The 16190-nt window shown below is 74.2% G+C and carries 14 protein-coding genes; 3 read left to right on the forward strand and 11 right to left on the reverse strand.

Annotated features, from left to right (window positions below; all coding sequences use genetic code 11):
- Nucleotides 1-156 precede the first annotated feature (156 nt).
- The 4 genes from fxsA to ACFV4F_RS31425 all read right to left on the reverse strand — a co-directional run bounded on the left by fxsA (nucleotide 157) and on the right by ACFV4F_RS31425 (nucleotide 4937).
- Nucleotides 157-735 (reverse strand): FxsA family membrane protein, encoded by a 579-nt coding sequence (gene fxsA, locus ACFV4F_RS31410; RefSeq protein WP_380438943.1) that lies wholly within the window; start codon nucleotides 733-735, stop codon nucleotides 157-159.
- Nucleotides 736-791: 56 nt separating this feature from the next.
- Entirely contained in the window at nucleotides 792-2432 is a 1641-nt protein-coding gene (gene lnt / locus ACFV4F_RS31415; RefSeq protein ID WP_380438956.1) for an apolipoprotein N-acyltransferase, read from the reverse strand.
- Nucleotides 2433-2787: 355 nt separating this feature from the next.
- Nucleotides 2788-4401, reverse strand: coding sequence for an amidohydrolase (locus ACFV4F_RS31420; protein WP_380438941.1), 1614 nt, complete (start codon nucleotides 4399-4401; stop codon nucleotides 2788-2790).
- Nucleotides 4402-4496: 95 nt separating this feature from the next.
- Nucleotides 4497-4937: an Lrp/AsnC family transcriptional regulator gene (locus ACFV4F_RS31425; protein ID WP_380438939.1), complete on the reverse strand. Its 441-nt coding sequence runs from the start codon at nucleotides 4935-4937 to the stop codon at nucleotides 4497-4499.
- Nucleotides 4938-5166: 229 nt separating this feature from the next.
- Here ACFV4F_RS31425 and ACFV4F_RS31430 point away from each other — a divergent pair, with 229 nt between their 5' ends.
- Complete coding sequence (locus tag ACFV4F_RS31430) at nucleotides 5167-5622, forward strand: hypothetical protein (RefSeq protein WP_380438937.1); 456 nt, start codon at nucleotides 5167-5169, stop codon at nucleotides 5620-5622.
- 130 nt (nucleotides 5623-5752) lie between these two features.
- On the opposite strand, the gene ACFV4F_RS31435 is transcribed toward ACFV4F_RS31430, so the two are convergent.
- The gene (locus ACFV4F_RS31435) at nucleotides 5753-6916 is read right to left on the reverse strand and encodes an acyl-CoA dehydrogenase family protein (protein ID WP_380438935.1); all 1164 of its coding nucleotides are present in this window, start codon (nucleotides 6914-6916) and stop codon (nucleotides 5753-5755) included.
- Between the two features lie 437 nt (nucleotides 6917-7353).
- Here ACFV4F_RS31435 and ACFV4F_RS31440 point away from each other — a divergent pair, with 437 nt between their 5' ends.
- Together ACFV4F_RS31440 and ACFV4F_RS31445 are read left to right on the forward strand one after the other, a co-directional pair.
- Complete coding sequence (locus ACFV4F_RS31440) at nucleotides 7354-7911, forward strand: uridine kinase (protein WP_380507609.1); 558 nt, start codon at nucleotides 7354-7356, stop codon at nucleotides 7909-7911.
- A 399-nt stretch (nucleotides 7912-8310) separates the two neighbouring features.
- On the forward strand, nucleotides 8311-10392 hold the full coding sequence (locus tag ACFV4F_RS31445; RefSeq protein ID WP_380438952.1) for an AAA family ATPase: 2082 nt from the start codon (nucleotides 8311-8313) through the stop codon (nucleotides 10390-10392).
- A gap of 11 nt (nucleotides 10393-10403) precedes the next feature.
- Here ACFV4F_RS31445 and ACFV4F_RS31450 read toward each other — a convergent pair whose 3' ends face one another.
- The 6 genes from ACFV4F_RS31450 to ACFV4F_RS31475 all read right to left on the reverse strand — a co-directional run bounded on the left by ACFV4F_RS31450 (nucleotide 10404) and on the right by ACFV4F_RS31475 (nucleotide 16035).
- Nucleotides 10404-11444 (reverse strand): NAD-dependent epimerase/dehydratase family protein, encoded by a 1041-nt coding sequence (locus tag ACFV4F_RS31450; RefSeq protein WP_380507550.1) that lies wholly within the window; start codon nucleotides 11442-11444, stop codon nucleotides 10404-10406.
- A 184-nt stretch (nucleotides 11445-11628) separates the two neighbouring features.
- Nucleotides 11629-12675: a hemolysin family protein gene (locus ACFV4F_RS31455; RefSeq protein WP_380497289.1), complete on the reverse strand. Its 1047-nt coding sequence runs from the start codon at nucleotides 12673-12675 to the stop codon at nucleotides 11629-11631.
- The gene (locus tag ACFV4F_RS31460) at nucleotides 12672-14012 is read right to left on the reverse strand and encodes a hemolysin family protein (RefSeq protein ID WP_380507553.1); all 1341 of its coding nucleotides are present in this window, start codon (nucleotides 14010-14012) and stop codon (nucleotides 12672-12674) included. Before ACFV4F_RS31460 ends, ACFV4F_RS31455 begins: the two co-directional genes overlap by 4 nt.
- 257 nt (nucleotides 14013-14269) lie before the next feature.
- A complete protein-coding gene (locus ACFV4F_RS31465) occupies nucleotides 14270-14710 on the reverse strand; it encodes a PH domain-containing protein (protein ID WP_380507556.1) in 441 nt (146 codons plus the stop codon).
- Between the two features lie 153 nt (nucleotides 14711-14863).
- Entirely contained in the window at nucleotides 14864-15712 is an 849-nt protein-coding gene (gene hisG, locus ACFV4F_RS31470) for an ATP phosphoribosyltransferase (protein ID WP_380507558.1), read from the reverse strand.
- 50 nt (nucleotides 15713-15762) lie between these two features.
- Nucleotides 15763-16035, reverse strand: a complete 273-nt coding sequence (locus tag ACFV4F_RS31475) for a phosphoribosyl-ATP diphosphatase (protein WP_030242547.1) — start codon at nucleotides 16033-16035, stop codon at nucleotides 15763-15765.
- Nucleotides 16036-16190 lie beyond the last annotated feature (155 nt).

A 16190-nucleotide genomic window follows, 5' to 3' on the forward strand; every position in this document is an offset into this window, starting at 1 on the left:
GAAAGCGTCGGGTCGGCCGCGCCCCCCCCCCCCGTTGCTCCACCCCCGCCGGGGCCCGGCCGCCCGCCCGGGCCCCCCCCGCCGCCGGCGGGGGCGCGGGGGCGCGGCGCCGGCGGCCGCGGCCCGCGCGGGCCCCCCGGGGGGATTCGGGGGCGGTCAGCCGGTGATCGGCGGGCGGTAGGTGGTGTCCGGGCCCTGCGGGCCGCGCGGGCCCGCCTCGGGATCCACCACCTCGCCCTGGACGACCTTGCCGTCCGGGCGGTGGATCCGCATCTGCTCCTGCAGCCGCATCGCGTCCGCGAACGCGTCCGCGCCCACGGCGGAGGTGCTGCGCAGCGCCTTGTCCGCCAGCCGGCGGCCGGCCGCCCGCCAGAGCGCGCGCGTCGGCGGGAACAGCAGGGTGAGCGCGACGAGGTCCGACAGGAAGCCGGGGACGATCAGCAGCAGACCGGCCAGGACCGTCATGCTGGTGCCGGTCTGGGGCTGCTGCGACTTCGGGTCCTTGCTCTGCTCGATCGCCGCGGACAGCGCCTTCAGCCCGGCCCGCTTGATGAGCGAGCCGCCGATCACGGCGCCGGCGATGAGCAGCAGCAGGACGGTGAAGCCGCCCAGCCACGAACCCACCTGGACCAGCAGCCAGATCTCCAGCACCAGCCAGGCGGTGATCAGCAGCGGCAGCACACGGCGGAGCTTTCCGCGCGGGGCCGGACGGGCGGGGGTAGCTTGCTGGGTCACGGTACGGATCCACTCCAAGGCGGTGCTCTGCACGCCGCACGGGAGGTCCGGGCCGGCTACGGCACCACCTCGTCCAACGATTCCCCGGCGGCCGGTGTTCCGCCGGACCGTCGCCGGCGCAGCGAGACCAGGAGGCCCGCGCCGCAGGCCAGCAGGCCGCCGAGGGCGAGCGCCCACTCCGGAGCGGGGCCGATCCGGTCGGCCACCGTGGTGCCGTCGCGCAGCGGGACGGTGGCGGACAGCTCGGCCGGCGTCAGCTCCCGGGTGCGCTGCTCCACCGTGCCGTCCGGGGCGATCACCGCGCTGATGCCGCTGGTGGCGGCGATCAATACGGCCCGGCCGTGCTCGACCGCGCGCAGCCGGGACATCGCGAGCTGCTGCTCGGGCTGGCCGGTCTTGGCGTAGGTGGCGTTGTTGGTCTGCACGACCAGGACGCGGGCGCCGCTGTCGACGGTGTCGCGGACGATCTCGTCGTAGGCGACCTCGAAGCAGATCACGTCGCCGATCCGGGCCGGGCCCAGCTGCATGACGCCGTTGTGGTCGCCGGGCCAGAAGTCGCGGGCGACCCGCTGCAGGCGGGTGATCACCTTCATCAGCTGGGCGCGGAACGGCACGTACTCGCCGAACGGGACGGGGTGCTGCTTGGTGTAGGAGGCGCCGGGGCCGGTCTTCGGGTCCCAGACGATGCCCTCGTTCTGGACGTGCTGGGCGTCCGGGCCGTCCACCAGGGTGCCGACCAGGGTGGGCACGCCGACGGTCTTCACGGCCCCGTCGATGCGCTCGTAGGCGAGCGGGTCGCTGAAGGGGTCGAGGTCGGAGGAGTTCTCCGGCCAGATCACGACGTCGGGGCGCTCGACCTTGCCGGCCTTGATGTCGGCGGCCAGCCGCTCGGTCGCCGAGGCGTGGTTGTTGAGGACCATCATCGGGCGGCCGAGGAAGTCCATGCCGGGGTTGGGCACGTTGCCCTGGACGATCGCGACCTTCACGGTGTCGTCGGCCTTGGTCGGCACCGGGACGAGGTAGCCGGCCAGCAGCGCCGCCACGGCGCCGAGTCCGGCCAGGGCGGCCGCGCGCGGGGCGCGGCGCGGGCCGCGCAGGCGCAGCGCCGCCCAGGCCAGCAGGGCGCCGGAGAGGGCGACCGCGAAGGTAACCAGCGGGGCGCCGCCGATCGCGGCCAGCGGGGTGTACGGGGTCGCCGTGTTGGCGAAGGCCAGCCGGCCCCAGGGGAAGCCGCCGAGCGGCAGCCGGTCGCGCGCCCACTCCTGGGTGACCCACAGGCACGCGGCCCACAGCGGCCAGGCGGGCAGGCGGGAGGTGAGGGCGAGGCCGGCGCCGAGCAGCAGCATGAACAGCGCCTCGACGACCGACAGGCCGACCGTCGCGTCCCAGCCGACCACGCGCAGCCAGCTGAGCAGCATCAGGAAGAACGGGAAGCCGAACGCGAAGCCGGTCCAGGCCGCCTGGCGGACCGTGCGGCCCCGGGTGAGCAGCGAGAGCGCCGCGACGCCGAGCAGCGACAGCGGCCACAGGTCGTACGGCGGGAAGGCGAGGGCCAGCAGCAGGCCGGCCAGGGCGGCGAGGCCGGTCCGGGGCAGGCCGGCGCGGACCTTGGCGACGGCTCGGGCGAGCCGGCCGGGCCGTGCTTCGGGGGCCGGCGGCTCGGGTGCGGCAGCGGACCGCTCCTGGGTGACGGACATGGTCACCGGCGCACCATCTCTCTGTGGCTTGTTGTTCGGACGCAGTGCGAAGAAGGTACCCCGGAACGGACGGTGACCGGGAGGCGAGGGGCGGGTGGGGACGGGCCCGCGGCCTGGTCAGCGGGGCGCGTGGCGGATCCCGCCGAACGGCCGGTCGGCGGCGAGATCGGATGGAGACCGCGCGGTGGAGGCGGGCTGCCGGACCAGGCGGCGAGATCGGATGCGTTGTGCCGCTCGCCCAGGGGCTCCAGGCGGAAGACCTGGGTGAGCAGCGTGCGCGGGACGGTGGAGCCGGCGGGGACCGCCGGGCTGATCGTCGTCCGGCCGACCTGCGTGGCCCGGCGGCTCCGCCCGTCTACTCGGCGGCCGCGTGGACCGTGCGGCCCCGCACGACGGTGCGCAGGCAGGTCGGCAGCGGGTGGCCGGGGGTGAGGTCCGGCAGGCCGGGGGTGCCGGAGCGCGGGTCGGTGGACCAGCCGGCGACGCGGGAGTCGGGGGCCTGGACGACCAGGTCGCCGGCGGCCCAGATCGCGTAGCTGGCGACGGCGCCCGGGACGAGGACGCCGTCCTGGTCGCGGCCGATCGCGCGCCAGCCGCCGCGGGTGTGGGCGGTGAACGCGGCGCGGACGGAGATCCGGTGCTCCAGCGTCCGGTGGAAGGCCGCGGCCCGGACCGTCCCCCACGGGTCGAGCGGGGTCACCGGGGCGTCGGAGCCGAACGCGAGCGGGACACCGGCGCGCAGCAGGGCGGCGAACGGGTTGAGCGCGGCGGCCCGTCCGGCACCGAGGCGCTGGACGTACATGCCCTCCGGGCCGCCCCACGCGGCGTCGAAGGCGGGCTGGACGGAGGCCGTGAGGCCGAGTTCGGCGAAGGCCGCGACGGACTCGTCGTCCAGCGCCTCGGCGTGCTCGACGCGGTGGCGCAGGGCCTTGACGCGCGCGGCGCCGACCCGCTCGCCGGCCGCCCGGACGCCGTCGACGACCGCGCCGACGGCGGCGTCGCCGATGGCGTGGAAGCCGGCCTGGAGCCCGGCCTCGGTGCACGCGGCGACGTGGTCGGCGACCTGGTCGGCGGTCAGGTAGGCGGTGCCGGTGTGGTCGGCGTCGGCGTAGGCGGCGTGCAGGCAGGCGGTGTGCGAGCCGAGTGCGCCGTCGACGAAGAGGTCTCCGCCGGCGCCGACCGCGCCGAGTCGGCGGGCCGTCTCGACGCCGCCCAACTCGCCCCAGTAGCCGAAGACTTCGGGGCCATCGCCGTCGGCAGCCAGGGCCAGCAGGGCGGCCAGGTCCGCCTCGGAGGAGATCTCCGGGCCGGCGCACTCGTGCAGGGCGCCGATGCCCAGTTCGGCGGCGCGGGCGAGGGTCGCGCGCTGGGCGCGGCGGCGCTGCTCGGGGGTCAGACGGGCGAGCGCGGTCTGCCGGACGGCGTGGTGGGCGTCCTTGGTGAGGGGGCCCTCGGCGCAGTGGCCGGGCCGGTCGGCGAGGCCCTCGGTGAGGGTGCGCAGCGCGGTGGTGGCGAGGGCGGAGTGGACGTCCGTGCGGGACAGGTAGACGGCGGCACCCCGTGCGGCGGCGTCGAGTTCGGCGAGCGTGGGCGGGCGGCCCTCGGGCCAGCCGGTCTCGTCCCAGCCGTGGCCGATGAGCACGCCGCCGGCCGTCTCCTGGGCGTCGACGAAGGCGGTGAGGGCCGCCAGGGCGGCGGCGAGGGACGGGCTGCCGGTGAGGTCGAGGCCGGTGAGCGCCAGTCCGGTGGAGGTCGCGTGCACGTGGGCGTCGACGAACGCCGGGGTGACCAGGGCGCCGTCGAGCTCGACGATCTCGTCGGCCACCCCCTCGTACGCCTCGGCGGCGCCGTCACTGCCGACCCAGGCGACGTGTTCGCCCTCGACGAGCATCGCGGTGGCGAAGGGGTCGGCGGGGCTGTAGACGGCGCCGCCGCGCAGCAGGACGGTCCGGTTGGTGCGTTCGGTCATGCGCCCAAGTCTGCACCCTCCCTCCTTGCCCGCCGACGGGCTGGGGGGCACCCCCAAGCCGACGGGCTGGGGGAGAGGCGCCCACCGACCGGTGCTCAGATCTTCGGGGGTCGCGCCTCGTAGGGGGTGGACAGCACGACCGTCGTGCGGGTCGAGACGCCGGCCGCGCTGCGGATGCGGGCGAGCAGGTCCTCCAGGTCGCCGGGCGCGCCGACGCGGACCTTGAGGATGTAGTTCTCGTCGCCGGCGACGCTGTGGCAGGCCTCGATCTCGGGCAGGCCCGCCAGGCGGTCGGGGGTGTCGTCGGGCGCGCTGGGGTCGAAGGGCTTGACCGAGATGAACGCGGTCAGCGCCAGGTCGACGGCGTCGGGGTCGATGATCGCGGTGTAGCCGCGGATCACCCCGCGCTGTTCGAGGCGGCGCACGCGCTGGTGCACCGCCGAGGTGGACAGGCCGGTGGCCTTGCCCAGGTCCGTGTAGCTCATCCGGCCGTCCTCTAGGAGCAGCTGGACGATGCGTTGGTCGAGATCCTCCACAGTGCGCAAACCTACCCGCTCGGGGGCGCGCGGGGCGCCCCGATGGGCGCACACGGTGTCACCAGGGGCGGGCAGGGGTGTCAGGCGGGCACATGCCGGGCGAATGTGGCGAAGGACACACCCGGTGCATCATGGTGCGCCGGACCGCAGGATTATGTATCCGCGCGGGAGGGAAGTGCTGGTTGTGGCCCCGGGCGACCACGCCGGGCCCGATCCGAGGGGGATCCTCATGCCTGCTACCGACCAGCGTGCCCTGGGCTCCGACGAGACCGACGATACGGCCGGCCGCGACGACATCGCGGTCGGGCACCTCCCCACGCCGAGCGCCGACCCGGGCGACGGCGAGCCCTGGGACATCTTCCGGGTCCACTGCCCCGAGTGCCGGCGCCCGATCGCCCTCGTCGCGGACGAGGAGCGGCTGCCGCTGCACGCCCTGCTGCCGACCGCGTGGAACCCCTTCGCCCCCGCGATCTGCCCGGGCTCGGGCACCCCGACCGACGACCTCGCCGAGGCGGAGGCCTCGGACGACGACGGCCCGGCCGGCTTCGAGGCGCTGTTCAAGCTGCCGAGCGGCCTGGACTGGCGCACCCAGCCGTTCTCGCACGCGGTGGCGCACCGCCCGGTGCGCGTCGCCGCCGTCACGCCGACCATCCCCGAGCAGCGGCGCCGGCTGATCAGCCGCTGACGCCGGCGAGTTGACGGGACGTCAAACCGCATTCGACGGGAAAGCGAAACCTCCGGCCGCCGCTCCGCACCCTGGAGCGACGGCCGGAGGCCGTGTCGGGGCCGTGTGCCGGCCGCGGGTGAGGGGCCCGTCAGCCCCGGGTGAGGTGGCGGCCGATCACGAGCCGCTGGATCTGGTTGGTGCCCTCGACGATCTGCAGCACCTTCGCCTCGCGCATGTACCGCTCGGCCGGGAAGTCCTGCGTGTAGCCGTAGCCGCCGAGCACTTGGACGGCGTCCGTGGTCACCCGCATCACGGTGTCGGTGCAGAACAGCTTGGCCATCGCCGCCTCCTTGGAGAACGGACGGCCCGCGTCGCGCAGCCGCGCGGCGGACAGGTACAGCGCCCGGCCGGCCTCGATCTGGGTGGCCATGTCGGCGAGCATGAACGACAGGCCCTGGAACTCGGCGATCGGGCGGCCGAACTGGCGGCGGGTGCCGGCGTACTCGACCGCGAGGTCGAGCGCGGCCTGGGCGACGCCGATCGCGCACGCGGCGATGCCGAGGCGGCCGGAGTCGAGGGCGGCGAGGGCGATCTGGAAGCCCTGCCCCTCCTCGCCGACCAGCCGCTCGCGCGGGACGCGGGCACCGTCGAAGTGCACCTGCGCCGTCGGCGAGGAGCGCATGCCCATCTTGTGCTCCGGCGCGGCGAACGACAGGCCGGGCTGGTCGCCGGGGACGAGCAGGCAACTGATGCCCTTCGGGCCGTCCACGCCGGTGCGCACCAGGGCGCTGTAGAAGTCCGCCCGCCCGCCGTGGGTGATCCACGCCTTGGTGCCGTTGACGACGTACTCGTCGCCGTCCAGCCCGGCGCGGGTGCGCAGCGCGGCGGCGTCCGAGCCGGACTGCGGCTCGGAGAGGCAGTAGGCGCCGAGCTGCTCGCCGGAGAGCATGCCGGGCAGCCAGGCGGCGCGCTGCTCCTCGGTGCCGAAGGTGGCGAGCGCGTGGCAGGAGAGCGTGTGCACGCTCACGCCGAGGCCGACGGCCAGCCAGCCGGCCGACAGCTCCTCCAGGACCTGGAGGTAGACCTCGTAGGGCTGCTCGCCGCCGCCGTACTTCTCGTCGTAGGGCAGGGACAGCAGGCCCGCCTCGCCGAGCGTGCGGAAGACGTCGCGCGGGAAGCGGTCGGCGGCCTCGTCCTCCGCCGCGCGCGGCTTGAGCTCGCGCTGGACCAGCTCCCGGGTGAGGCTCAGCAGCTCACGGGCCTCCTCGGTGGGCAGCTGGCGGTCCACGGGCTTCGCAGGGGAGGTGGTCATGGCGGCGGTCGCCTCCTCGATCGGGCGCCGGGTCCTGGTTCGGCAGGTCCGGCGCGGGTGTGGCAGGTCGGCCCGACCGGCACCGGGTTGCGGTGAACGGCCGTTCACAGGCGTGGCGAAGTGAGTATGCCCGAAAGCCGCGCCGACGTCACGACCTGCGCATATGAACTGTCCGGAGTGGCCGGGTACGGCACCGTAGGGTTGACGATGTGGCTGCTTCCGATACCCCGAACCCCCGTGCCGGCCTGATCACGCCGCCCGATCACGGCGCACCGGGCCGTCCGGACGGTCCTGGCACCCTCGGTGTACCGGGCTTTCCGGGCTTTCCGGGCGGTCCTGGCGCCCTCGCCGCCCCCGGCAGCCCCGACACCGTCGCCGCCCCCGGCAGCCCCGACACCGTCGCCGCCCTCGACACCCTCGCCGCCCTCGCCGCCGAGCTGCGGGCGCTGCCGCCGTCCTGCGGACCGGTGCGGCTGGTCGCGGTGGACGGGCACGCGGGCTCGGGCAAGACGACGTTCGCCGGGCGGCTGGCCGGGGCGCTGGGCGGGGCCCCGGTGATCCACCTCGACGATCTCGCCACCCACGCCGAGCCCTTCGGCTGGGCCGGGCGGCTGCGCGAGCAGGTGCTGGAGCCGCTGGCGGCGGGTCGGGACACCGCGTACGACGTGTACGACTGGACGCTGCGGCGGTTCGCCGGCACGGCCGCGGTGCCGATGGCGCCGGTGGTGCTGGTGGAGGGCGTCGGGGCCGGGCGGCGGGAGGTGCGGCCGTGGCTGGCGCGGATCGTCTGGATGGACCTGGACGCCACCACCGCCCGGCGCCGCGGCGAGGAACGGGACGGGCCGGAACTGGCCGAATTCTGGGTGGGCTGGGCACGCGCCGAATCGGCGCATTTCGCCGCCGACCCGAGCCGGCCGCACGCCGGCACCCGCGTCGACGGAGTGACCGGACGGATCTCGCCGGGCACCGTGGGTGAACCTTCAACAAGCTCTTGACCTGCGCAGTCACCGCGTCCTAAGTTCTCCCCAGACGCCGGAACGAAAGCTTCCGGCCACCGTGGACCCGGCATCCCCGGCTTGTTCCCCCGTGAGCCGGGGGTGCCGTCCGCGCCCGTCGCGAAATGCGCTCCCCCACCGCCCGACGTGCCCAACAACCGCGCGCACGATCGCATTTGAACCGGTGCGGCACCCTTCCGGATCAGCGTGGCCCCGGTACGATTTGCACCAGGCGCATCTGCGCCCCGGGGGCTTGCGAGCACCGGCCGGCTCCGCGCACGCGGCCCGCGGGCCGAGCCCCGGGCCACACCGCGGGGGGCGTGAGTGACGACGGTCGACAGTTCCGACAGCAACGCGGGCGGCCCGGACCGGCTCGCCGACCGGGCCTGGCTGCGCGCCATGGACGCCTACACGGCGGGCGCGTACGCGCGCGCCGAGGAGGAGTTCCGCGCGGCGGTACGGCTCGACCCCGGCATGGCCGACGCGTGGCTCGGCCTGCACGCCCTGCGCAGCGACACCCCGGCCGCCCTGCTCGCGATGTACCGCCACCAGAAGCGCTTCGGCGAGCAGCGCCGGATCCACCGCCGGCCGCTCAGTTCCTGGTACTGGCTGGGCTGGTGGGTGCAGCCGGTCCTGGAGGACGCCCGCGACCTCGCGCTCGCGCACGCCTCGCACTGGCTGGACGGCCGACACCTGGCCGAGCTCGACCGCGCGCTGGAGCAGTGCCCGGCGCCCAGCGAGGACCCGTCCGCCCAGTTCCTGTACGCCTGCCGCTCCTACCTGCTCAAGGACTGGGAACAGCTGATCCGCGACACCGACCGGCTGCTCGACGACCCGATGCTCGGCATCGAGGCCGGGCTGTTCGCCGGCATGGCGCGGGTCCGGCTGGACATGTGCGCCCAGGCCCAGGCCCCGCTGGCCGCCTCGCTGGCCCGCTGCCGCTCCGAGCAGCCGCAGCGCAAGGAGCTGCGGTACTGGCTGGGGCGGGCGTACGAGGGGGCCGGGCGCAGCGCGGCGGCGCTGCCGCTGTACCGGGCGGTGCACCGGGCCGATCCGGCGTTCATGGACACCGCGGCCCGGCTGGCCGCGATCTCGGCGGAGGACGCGCTCGCGGACGGGCTGCTGGAGGGCGGGCGCCCGGGCGGGGTGGAGGAGCCGTACCTGGACGACGTCCCGCCGGAGGAGATGACGCCGGAGGGCTTCCTGCCCGGTGTGCAGTCGACGGGGGTGTTCGCGCCGGACGAGCTCTCTCCCAACGGGCTCCCCTCGAACGGGCTTCCGTCGAACGGGCTCGCTCCGAGCGGCCTCTCCCCCGACGGCTTCTCCCCCAACGGCCTTTCTCCGGACGCCCTTTCTCCGGACGCCCTTTCTCCCGAGGACGTCGAGTACCAGGACGCGTACGGCCAGGGGCCCGGCTACCCGAGCGGCGGCGGGTACGCCGAGGAGGCCGCACCTACGGACGCCCCGCCGCAGGCCGCCGGCGAGCGCTCCGGATCGGCCGGGCCGACCGGACCGGCCGGGCCCGCCACGCCCGTCGCGCCCATCGTGCCCGTCGTGCCGCTCCCGCTCCGCGGCGAGGCGCTGCCCCGGATCGCCCCGTCCGCCGGATCCCAGCAGGCGGGCGGCGAGCGCGAGTTGGACGCCGCCCTGTCCGAACTCGCCATGATGGTGGGCCTGGAGCCGGTCAAGCGCCAAGTGCGGGCGCTGTCGGCGCAGTTGCGGATGGCAGGGCTCCGCGCCGAGCAGGGTCTGCCGGTCCAGCCACCCAAGAGGCACTTCGTCTTCTCCGGCCCCTCGGGCACCGGCAAGACCACCGTCGCCCGGATCCTCGGGCGAGTCTTCCACGCCCTCGGCCTGCTCTCCGGCGACCACCTGGTCGAGGCGCAACGGGCCGACCTGGTCGGCGAGTTCCTCGGCCAGACCGCCGTCAAGGCGAACGAGCTGATCGACTCCGCGCTGGACGGCGTGCTCTTCATCGACGAGGCGTACAGCCTCTCCAACTCCGGCTACACCAAGGGCGACGCGTACGGCGACGAGGCGCTCCAGGTGCTCCTCAAGCGCGCCGAGGACAACCGCGACCGGCTGGTGGTGATCCTGGCCGGCTACCCCGAGGGCATGAACCGGCTGCTCGCCACCAACCCCGGCCTCAACTCCCGCTTCACCACCCGGGTCGACTTCCCCAGCTACCGCCCCGGCGAGCTGACCGCGATCGGCGCGGCGCTGGCCGGCCGGGACGGCGACGGCTGGGACGAGGACGCGGCCGAGGAGCTGGCCAGCATCTGCACCCACGTGGTGCGCGAGGGCTGGATCGACGAACTGGGCAACGGCCGCTTCATCCGCACCCTGTACGAGAAGTCCTGCGCCTACCGGGACCTGCGGCTCTCGCTGCTGCGCGAGCCGCCGGGCCGGGAGGACCTGGCGACGCTGCGGCTGCCGGACCTCGTCCAGGCGTACGGGGAGCTGATCGACGGCCGGAACTGACCGCCCGCGGGTCAGCTCCCGAGGTTCCCGAGGCTCCCGGAGCCCCCCGAGCCCTCGAAGCCCCCGAAGCTCCTGAGCAGCTCGGCCTCGCGCTCGGCGTCGAGCCACACGAAGGGCCGGTCGCTGCGCTGCGGCGCGCTGCCGCCGATCGATTCCAGCCACGCCCAGGTGTCCCGGACGGTCTCGGCCACCGGCCGGCAGCGCAGGCCGGTGGCCACCGCGCGGTCGACGTTCGCGTCGTGCAGGTAGTCGTGCAGGTCGCCCGGCGGCACCCAGATCGGCAGTTCCGTCCACGGCTCGACCCCGGCCGCCACGATCCGCTCCGGGTCCGTCCAGCGCAGGTCGGCGTCCGAGCCGGTGGCGCGGACGCACTCCTCCAGGACCGCCCCGATGGTCGCGTGCCCGGGCGGGCTCACCAGGTTGTACGCGCCGCCGAGCCGCGCCGCGGTGGCGTCCAGCATCCAGGCGGCGAGGTCGCGGGCGTCGATGTACTGCAGCGGCAGCCCGCGCGGGCCGGGGGCGAGCACCGGGCCGCCCCTGGCGATCCGGTTGAGCCAGTACGGCAGCCGGCCGATGTTCTCGTACGGGCCGAGGACCAGTCCGGCGCGGGCGTACACCGCGCTCCCGCCGAACTCCTCCTCCAGGGCGAGCTCCGCGCCGCGCTTGGCCTCGGCGTACGGCACCTCGCCCGCGGCGTCCGGCGCGGCCTCGACGACCGCGGCGGACTCGTCGGCGGCGGCGGGCTTCGGGTAGTCGTACACCGAGCAGCTGGACACGTACGCGTAGTGCCCGACCCGGTCCTTGAGCAGCCGGGCACTGGCCCGGACCGCCGCCGGGGCCCAGGACCAGGTGTCCACCACCGAGTCCCACTCCCCCGCCGCCAGGGCGTCGAGCCCGCCCTCGGCGGTGCGGTCGCCCCGCAGCACCGTCACGCCCTCGGGTGCGGGCTGCGTGCCGCGGTTGAGGGCCGTCACCTCCCAGCCCCGTGTCACCGCCTCCTCGGCAATGGCGCGTCCGACGAACTTCGTTCCACCCAGCAAGAGAAGCCTCATGCCGACCACCCTGTCCTGCGGGTGGCCGGCATGGGAACGGCTGCCTGCTGTCGGCAGAATCGCCGAGAGCGGACACGCCGGTGGAGCGGGTGACGAAGCGGCCGTCGGCGGCGGCGGAACGCGGCTGAGGGTGGCGGAACGTACCCGAGCGCGGCCGAGTGTGGCCGAACGCGGTGAAAAAACGTTACGCCACGGAGCGGTGGTCGGGGTCGTGCATCTCGCCGACCAGCTCCTCCAGGACGTCCTCCAGCATGACCACGCCGAGCGTGCGCCCGTCCTGGTCGAGGACGGCCGCCAGGTGGCAGGCCGCCCGGCGCATCGCGCCGAGCGCGTCGTCCAGCGGGAGGCCGCCGCGCAGCACCGTGATGGGCCGCCACAGGCGGGCCGGGACGGGCAACGACGGGTCCTCGACGTCGAGGATGTCCTTGAGGTGCAGGTAGCCCAGGTAGCCGTGGCCGGCCGGGTCCCCGTCGGTCACCGGGAAGCGTGAGAAACCGGTGCGCAGCGCCAGCTCCTCGACCTCCGCGGCCGTCACCTTGGTGTCCACGGTGACCAGCTGCTCGGGCCTGAGCAGGACGTCGGTGACCGGCCGGTGGCCCATCTCCAGCGCGTCCTCCAGGCGCTCCTGGCGCTCCTCGTCGAGCAGGCCCGCGTCCCGGGAGTCGACCAGCAGGTACATCAGCTGCTCGGTGGTGAACACCGACTCGACCTCGTCCTTGGGCTCGACCCGGAACAGCTTCAGCACGCCGTTGGCGAAGGCGTTCAGGAAGCCGATCACCGGGGCCAGCCAGCGGGCCAGGCGGTCCAGCGGCGGGCCGAGCCACAGCGCGGCCTTCTCCGGCCCGGCCAGGGCGATGTTCTTCGGCACCATCTCGCCCATCACCATGTGCAGGAAGACCACGACGGCCAGCGAGATCCCGTACGACAGCGGGTGCATCAGGCCGGACGGGATCCCGATCGCGTGGAACGGGCCCTCCAGCAGGCTCGCGATGGTCGGCTCGGCGAGCGCGCCGAGGCCCAGCGAGCAGACGGTGATGCCCAGTTGGGCGGCGGCGAGCATCGCGGAGACGTTCGACAGCGCGTGCAGCACGGTGCGGGCGCGCTTGTGGCCCGCCTCGGCGAGCGGTTCGATCTGGCTGCGGCGCACCGAGATCACCGCGAACTCGGCTCCGACGAAGAACGCGTTGCCGAGCAGGAGCAGGAGGGCGACGGCCAGTTGGAGCGCGGTCATCGGGTCCCGTCCTCGTCGTCGAACTCCGGGTGCGCGGTGCTGCGCTCCACCCGGACCTTGCTGGTGCGGTGCCGGTCGACCGCCTCCACGGTCAGCAGCCAGCCCGGCAGGTGGGCCTGCTCGCCCGGCTGGGGCAGCCTGCCGAGCAGGTCCGCGACCAGGCCGGCCAGCGTCTCGTACGGGCCGTCCGGGGCGTGCAGGCCGATGGCCTCCAGCTGGTCGGTCCGGGCGCGGCCGTCGGCCTCCCAGACCGGCCGGCCGTCGACGGGCGGCAGCGGGACCAGCTCGGGACTGTCGGCCGGGTCGTGCTCGTCCTGCACCTCGCCGACGATCTCCTCGACGATGTCCTCGACCGTGACGACGCCGGCGGTGCCGCCGTACTCGTCGACCACGATCGCCATCGGCTGGAGCCGGCGCAGCTGGTCGAGCAGGCGCTCGGCGGGCAGCGTCTCGGGCACCAGGAGCGGCGGCGAGGCCAGCTCGGCGACCCTGGTCCGACCGCGGTGGACGGCCGGGACGGCCAGCGCGTCCTTGAGCGTCACGGTGCCGGTGACCTCGTCCAGGCTGTCGGTGTAGACCGGGAAGCGGGACAGGCCCGTCGCCCGGGTGAGGTTGACCACGTCGGAGGCGGTCGCGTCGCGCTGCAGCGCGGCGACGTCCACGCGCGGCGTCATCACCGACTCCGCGGTGAGCTCGCCGAGGCCGAGGGTGCGGACGAACAGTGTCGCCGACTCCTCGTCTATCGCGCCGGCCTTGGCGGAGTGCCGGGCCAGCGAGACCAGTTCGGCCGGGGTGCGGGCGTGCGCCAGCTCCTCCTGCGGCTCGATGCCGAAGGCGCGGACCGTACGGTCGGCGGCCCCGTTGAGGAAGCTGATCAGCGGACGGCAGGCGCGCGAGAACGCCATGTGCGGCGCGGCCACCGCGCGGGCCACCTGGAGCGGTCGGGAGATGGCCCAGTTCTTCGGGACCAGCTCGCCGATCACCATCTGCAGGACGGTCGCCAGGAGCATGCCGAGGATCACGGCGGTGGCGTGGGCGGCCGCGTCGGGCAGGCCGACGGCATCGAACACCGGGCTCAGCAGGGTCGACAGCGCCGGCTCGGCGAGCATGCCGACCACCAGCGAGGTGACGGTGATGCCCAGCTGGGCGCCGGAGAGCTCGAAGGAGAGGTGGCGCAGGGCCCGCGCGACCCGGCGGGACTTGGCGTCGCCGGCCTCGGCGGCGCGCTCCACCGCCCCGCGCTCGACGGTCACGAAGGCGAACTCGGCGGCCACGAAGAGGCCGTTGGCGAGGATGAGCAGGACGGCCGCGAACAACAGCAGCCAGGCGGTGATCACAGTGCCGCCTGCCTTCCGGGGGCCGGAAGTGAGGCGGCGCAGGTACTACTACCGGACGGATCGTCCATCGAGGGGGAGTGTCACTCCTCAGGTCGTGTCGGGCGGGGCGGCAACTTTGCCCCGCTTTTACCAGCGTAGACCATAGCCGTTTCGACCGTTATCCGACCGCGATCCGGCTGCGGTTCGGCCGCAGCTCGGCTGCGGTTCGGCTGCGGTTCGGCCGCGGTTCGATTCCGGGAGGAGCGTTCGGGCCCTGCTCAGGCGGCGTGCGCGTGGTGCTCGACGAGGTCGCGCAGCGCGCGGGCGTTGGCGATCGCCTGGGCCTTGCCGACACCGGACTGGATGCCGACGGCGGCCAGCGAGGTGCCGTCGGACAGGTCGAGCGTGGCCCACGGGTCGCCCTGGCGGAAGTTGACCCGGACGATCTCGGCCCAGGCCAGCCGGCGGCGGCGCACGAAGTTGACCACCGTCACGCCCTCCGCGTCCGCCGTCACCCGGGGGCGGGCCAGCATCAGGCCGACGCACGCGAACGCGACACCGCTGCACAGCATCATGATCCGGTCGTTGAGCTGCCAGGTCTCCGGGAGCACGAGCGCCATCCCGGCGAACAGCACCACCATCAGCGCGCAGACCGGCAGCAGCACGGCACGGGTGCGGCGCGGGGCCCAGGTGACGGGGTACTCGACGGGCGTGGACACGTGGATCTCCGGTGGGGGTGGTTCGGTCGGGGGCGGTTCGGTCAGGGGTTGTCCGGCGGCGGACAGCGCGAGGGCGGGGACGCCGGTCGGCGTCCCCGCCCCATTCAACCCTTGCTTACCTGCGCGCGGACCGGAGGCCCGCGGGACGCGAGGTCAGAGGCGGCAGGCGTGGATGTTGGTGACCAGGATCGCCCGGGCGCCGATGCCCCACAGGTCGTCCATGATCTGCTGCGCCTCCTTGCGGAGCACCATCGCGCGCACGGCCACCCAGCCCTCGGTGTGCAGCGGGGAGACGGTCGGCGACTCCAGGCCCGGGGTGAGGGCCACGGCGGCGCTCACGTTCTCCGCGCGGATGTCGTAGTCCATCAGCACGTAGCGGCGGGCCACCAGCACGCCCTGGAGGCGGCGCAGGAACTGCTCCACCGCCGGGTCCTCACCGGCGCCCTTCGGCCGGATCACGACGGCGTCGGAGATCAGGATCGGCTCGCCGAACACCTCCAGGCCCGCGTTGCGCAGGCTGGTGCCGGTCTCCACGACGTCGGCGATCACGTCGGCGACGCCCAGCTGCACCGCGGTCTCCACGGCACCGTCCAGCTTGGTGACCGTCGCCTTCACGCCGTGGTCGGCGAGGTGCTGCTCGACCAGGCCGGTGTAGGAGGTCGCGATGCGCAGGCCCTCCAGGCCCTTCACGTCCTCGACCGGGACGCCCAGGGGACGCGCGAAGCGGAAGGTCGACCCGGCGAAGCCGAGCGCGAGCACCTCCTCGGCGTTGGAGTGCGAGTCCAGCAGCAGGTCGCGGCCGGTGATGCCGACGTCCAGGCGGCCGGAGCCGACGTAGACGGCGATGTCGCGCGGGCGCAGGAAGAAGAACTCGACCTCGTTGTTCGGGTCGACGAGAACGAGCTCCTTGGGGTCCTTCCGCTGGCGGTAGCCCGCCTCATGGAGCATCTCCGCCGCGGGACCCGAGAGAGAACCCTTGTTGGGGACGGCGATGCGCAGCATGGGAGGTCGGTTCCTTACCTGTTGGGAGGGGTGCTGGTGGGAGCGGTCTGTTAGAGGTACTTGTAGACGTCGTCGAGCGTCAGGCCACGGGCGATCATCATCACCTGAAGGTGGTAGAGGAGTTGCGAGACCTCCTCGGCCGTCTGCTCGTCCGACTGGAACTCGGCGGCCATCCAGACCTCGGCGGCCTCCTCGACGACCTTCTTGCCGATCGCATGGACGCCCTGCTGGACGAGCTGCGCGGTGCGGGAGGACGAGGGGTCGCCGGTGGCGGCCTTCTGCTGGAGCTCGGCGAAGAGCTCCTCGAATGTCTTCGAAGCCATGATGGGACTCACCTTACGGCGTGCGGGCGGACCGACGGTAAACGGTCCCGGGGGGGGGGGGGGGGGCCGGGGGGGGGGCGGGGGGGGGGGCGTATTAAATCAATAAACGCGGCGAGCCACAACTAAAATTTTTTTAGAGTGGGGGCGGGGAAGAA

The sequence above is a fragment of the Kitasatospora sp. NPDC059722 genome (assembly GCF_042733235.1).
Lineage (GTDB): Bacteria > Actinomycetota > Actinomycetes > Streptomycetales > Streptomycetaceae > Kitasatospora.

Bases quoted from the DNA above. Each gene is read 5' to 3' on its own strand.
- hisG (WP_380507558.1), bottom strand. From the start codon at position 15,712: ATGCTGCGCATCGCCGTCCCCAACAAGGGTTCTCTCTCGGGTCCCGCG.
- ACFV4F_RS31420 (WP_380438941.1), bottom strand. From the start codon at position 4,401: ATGACCGAACGCACCAACCGGACCGTCCTGCTGCGCGGCGGCGCCGTC.
- ACFV4F_RS31430 (WP_380438937.1), top strand. From the start codon at position 5,167: ATGCCTGCTACCGACCAGCGTGCCCTGGGCTCCGACGAGACCGACGAT.
- ACFV4F_RS31450 (WP_380507550.1), bottom strand. From the start codon at position 11,444: ATGAGGCTTCTCTTGCTGGGTGGAACGAAGTTCGTCGGACGCGCCATT.
- lnt (WP_380438956.1), bottom strand. From the start codon at position 2,432: ATGTCCGTCACCCAGGAGCGGTCCGCTGCCGCACCCGAGCCGCCGGCC.
- ACFV4F_RS31435 (WP_380438935.1), bottom strand. From the start codon at position 6,916: ATGACCACCTCCCCTGCGAAGCCCGTGGACCGCCAGCTGCCCACCGAG.
- ACFV4F_RS31475 (WP_030242547.1), bottom strand. From the start codon at position 16,035: ATGGCTTCGAAGACATTCGAGGAGCTCTTCGCCGAGCTCCAGCAGAAG.
- ACFV4F_RS31445 (WP_380438952.1), top strand. From the start codon at position 8,311: ATGGACGCCTACACGGCGGGCGCGTACGCGCGCGCCGAGGAGGAGTTC.
- ACFV4F_RS31455 (WP_380497289.1), bottom strand. From the start codon at position 12,675: ATGACCGCGCTCCAACTGGCCGTCGCCCTCCTGCTCCTGCTCGGCAAC.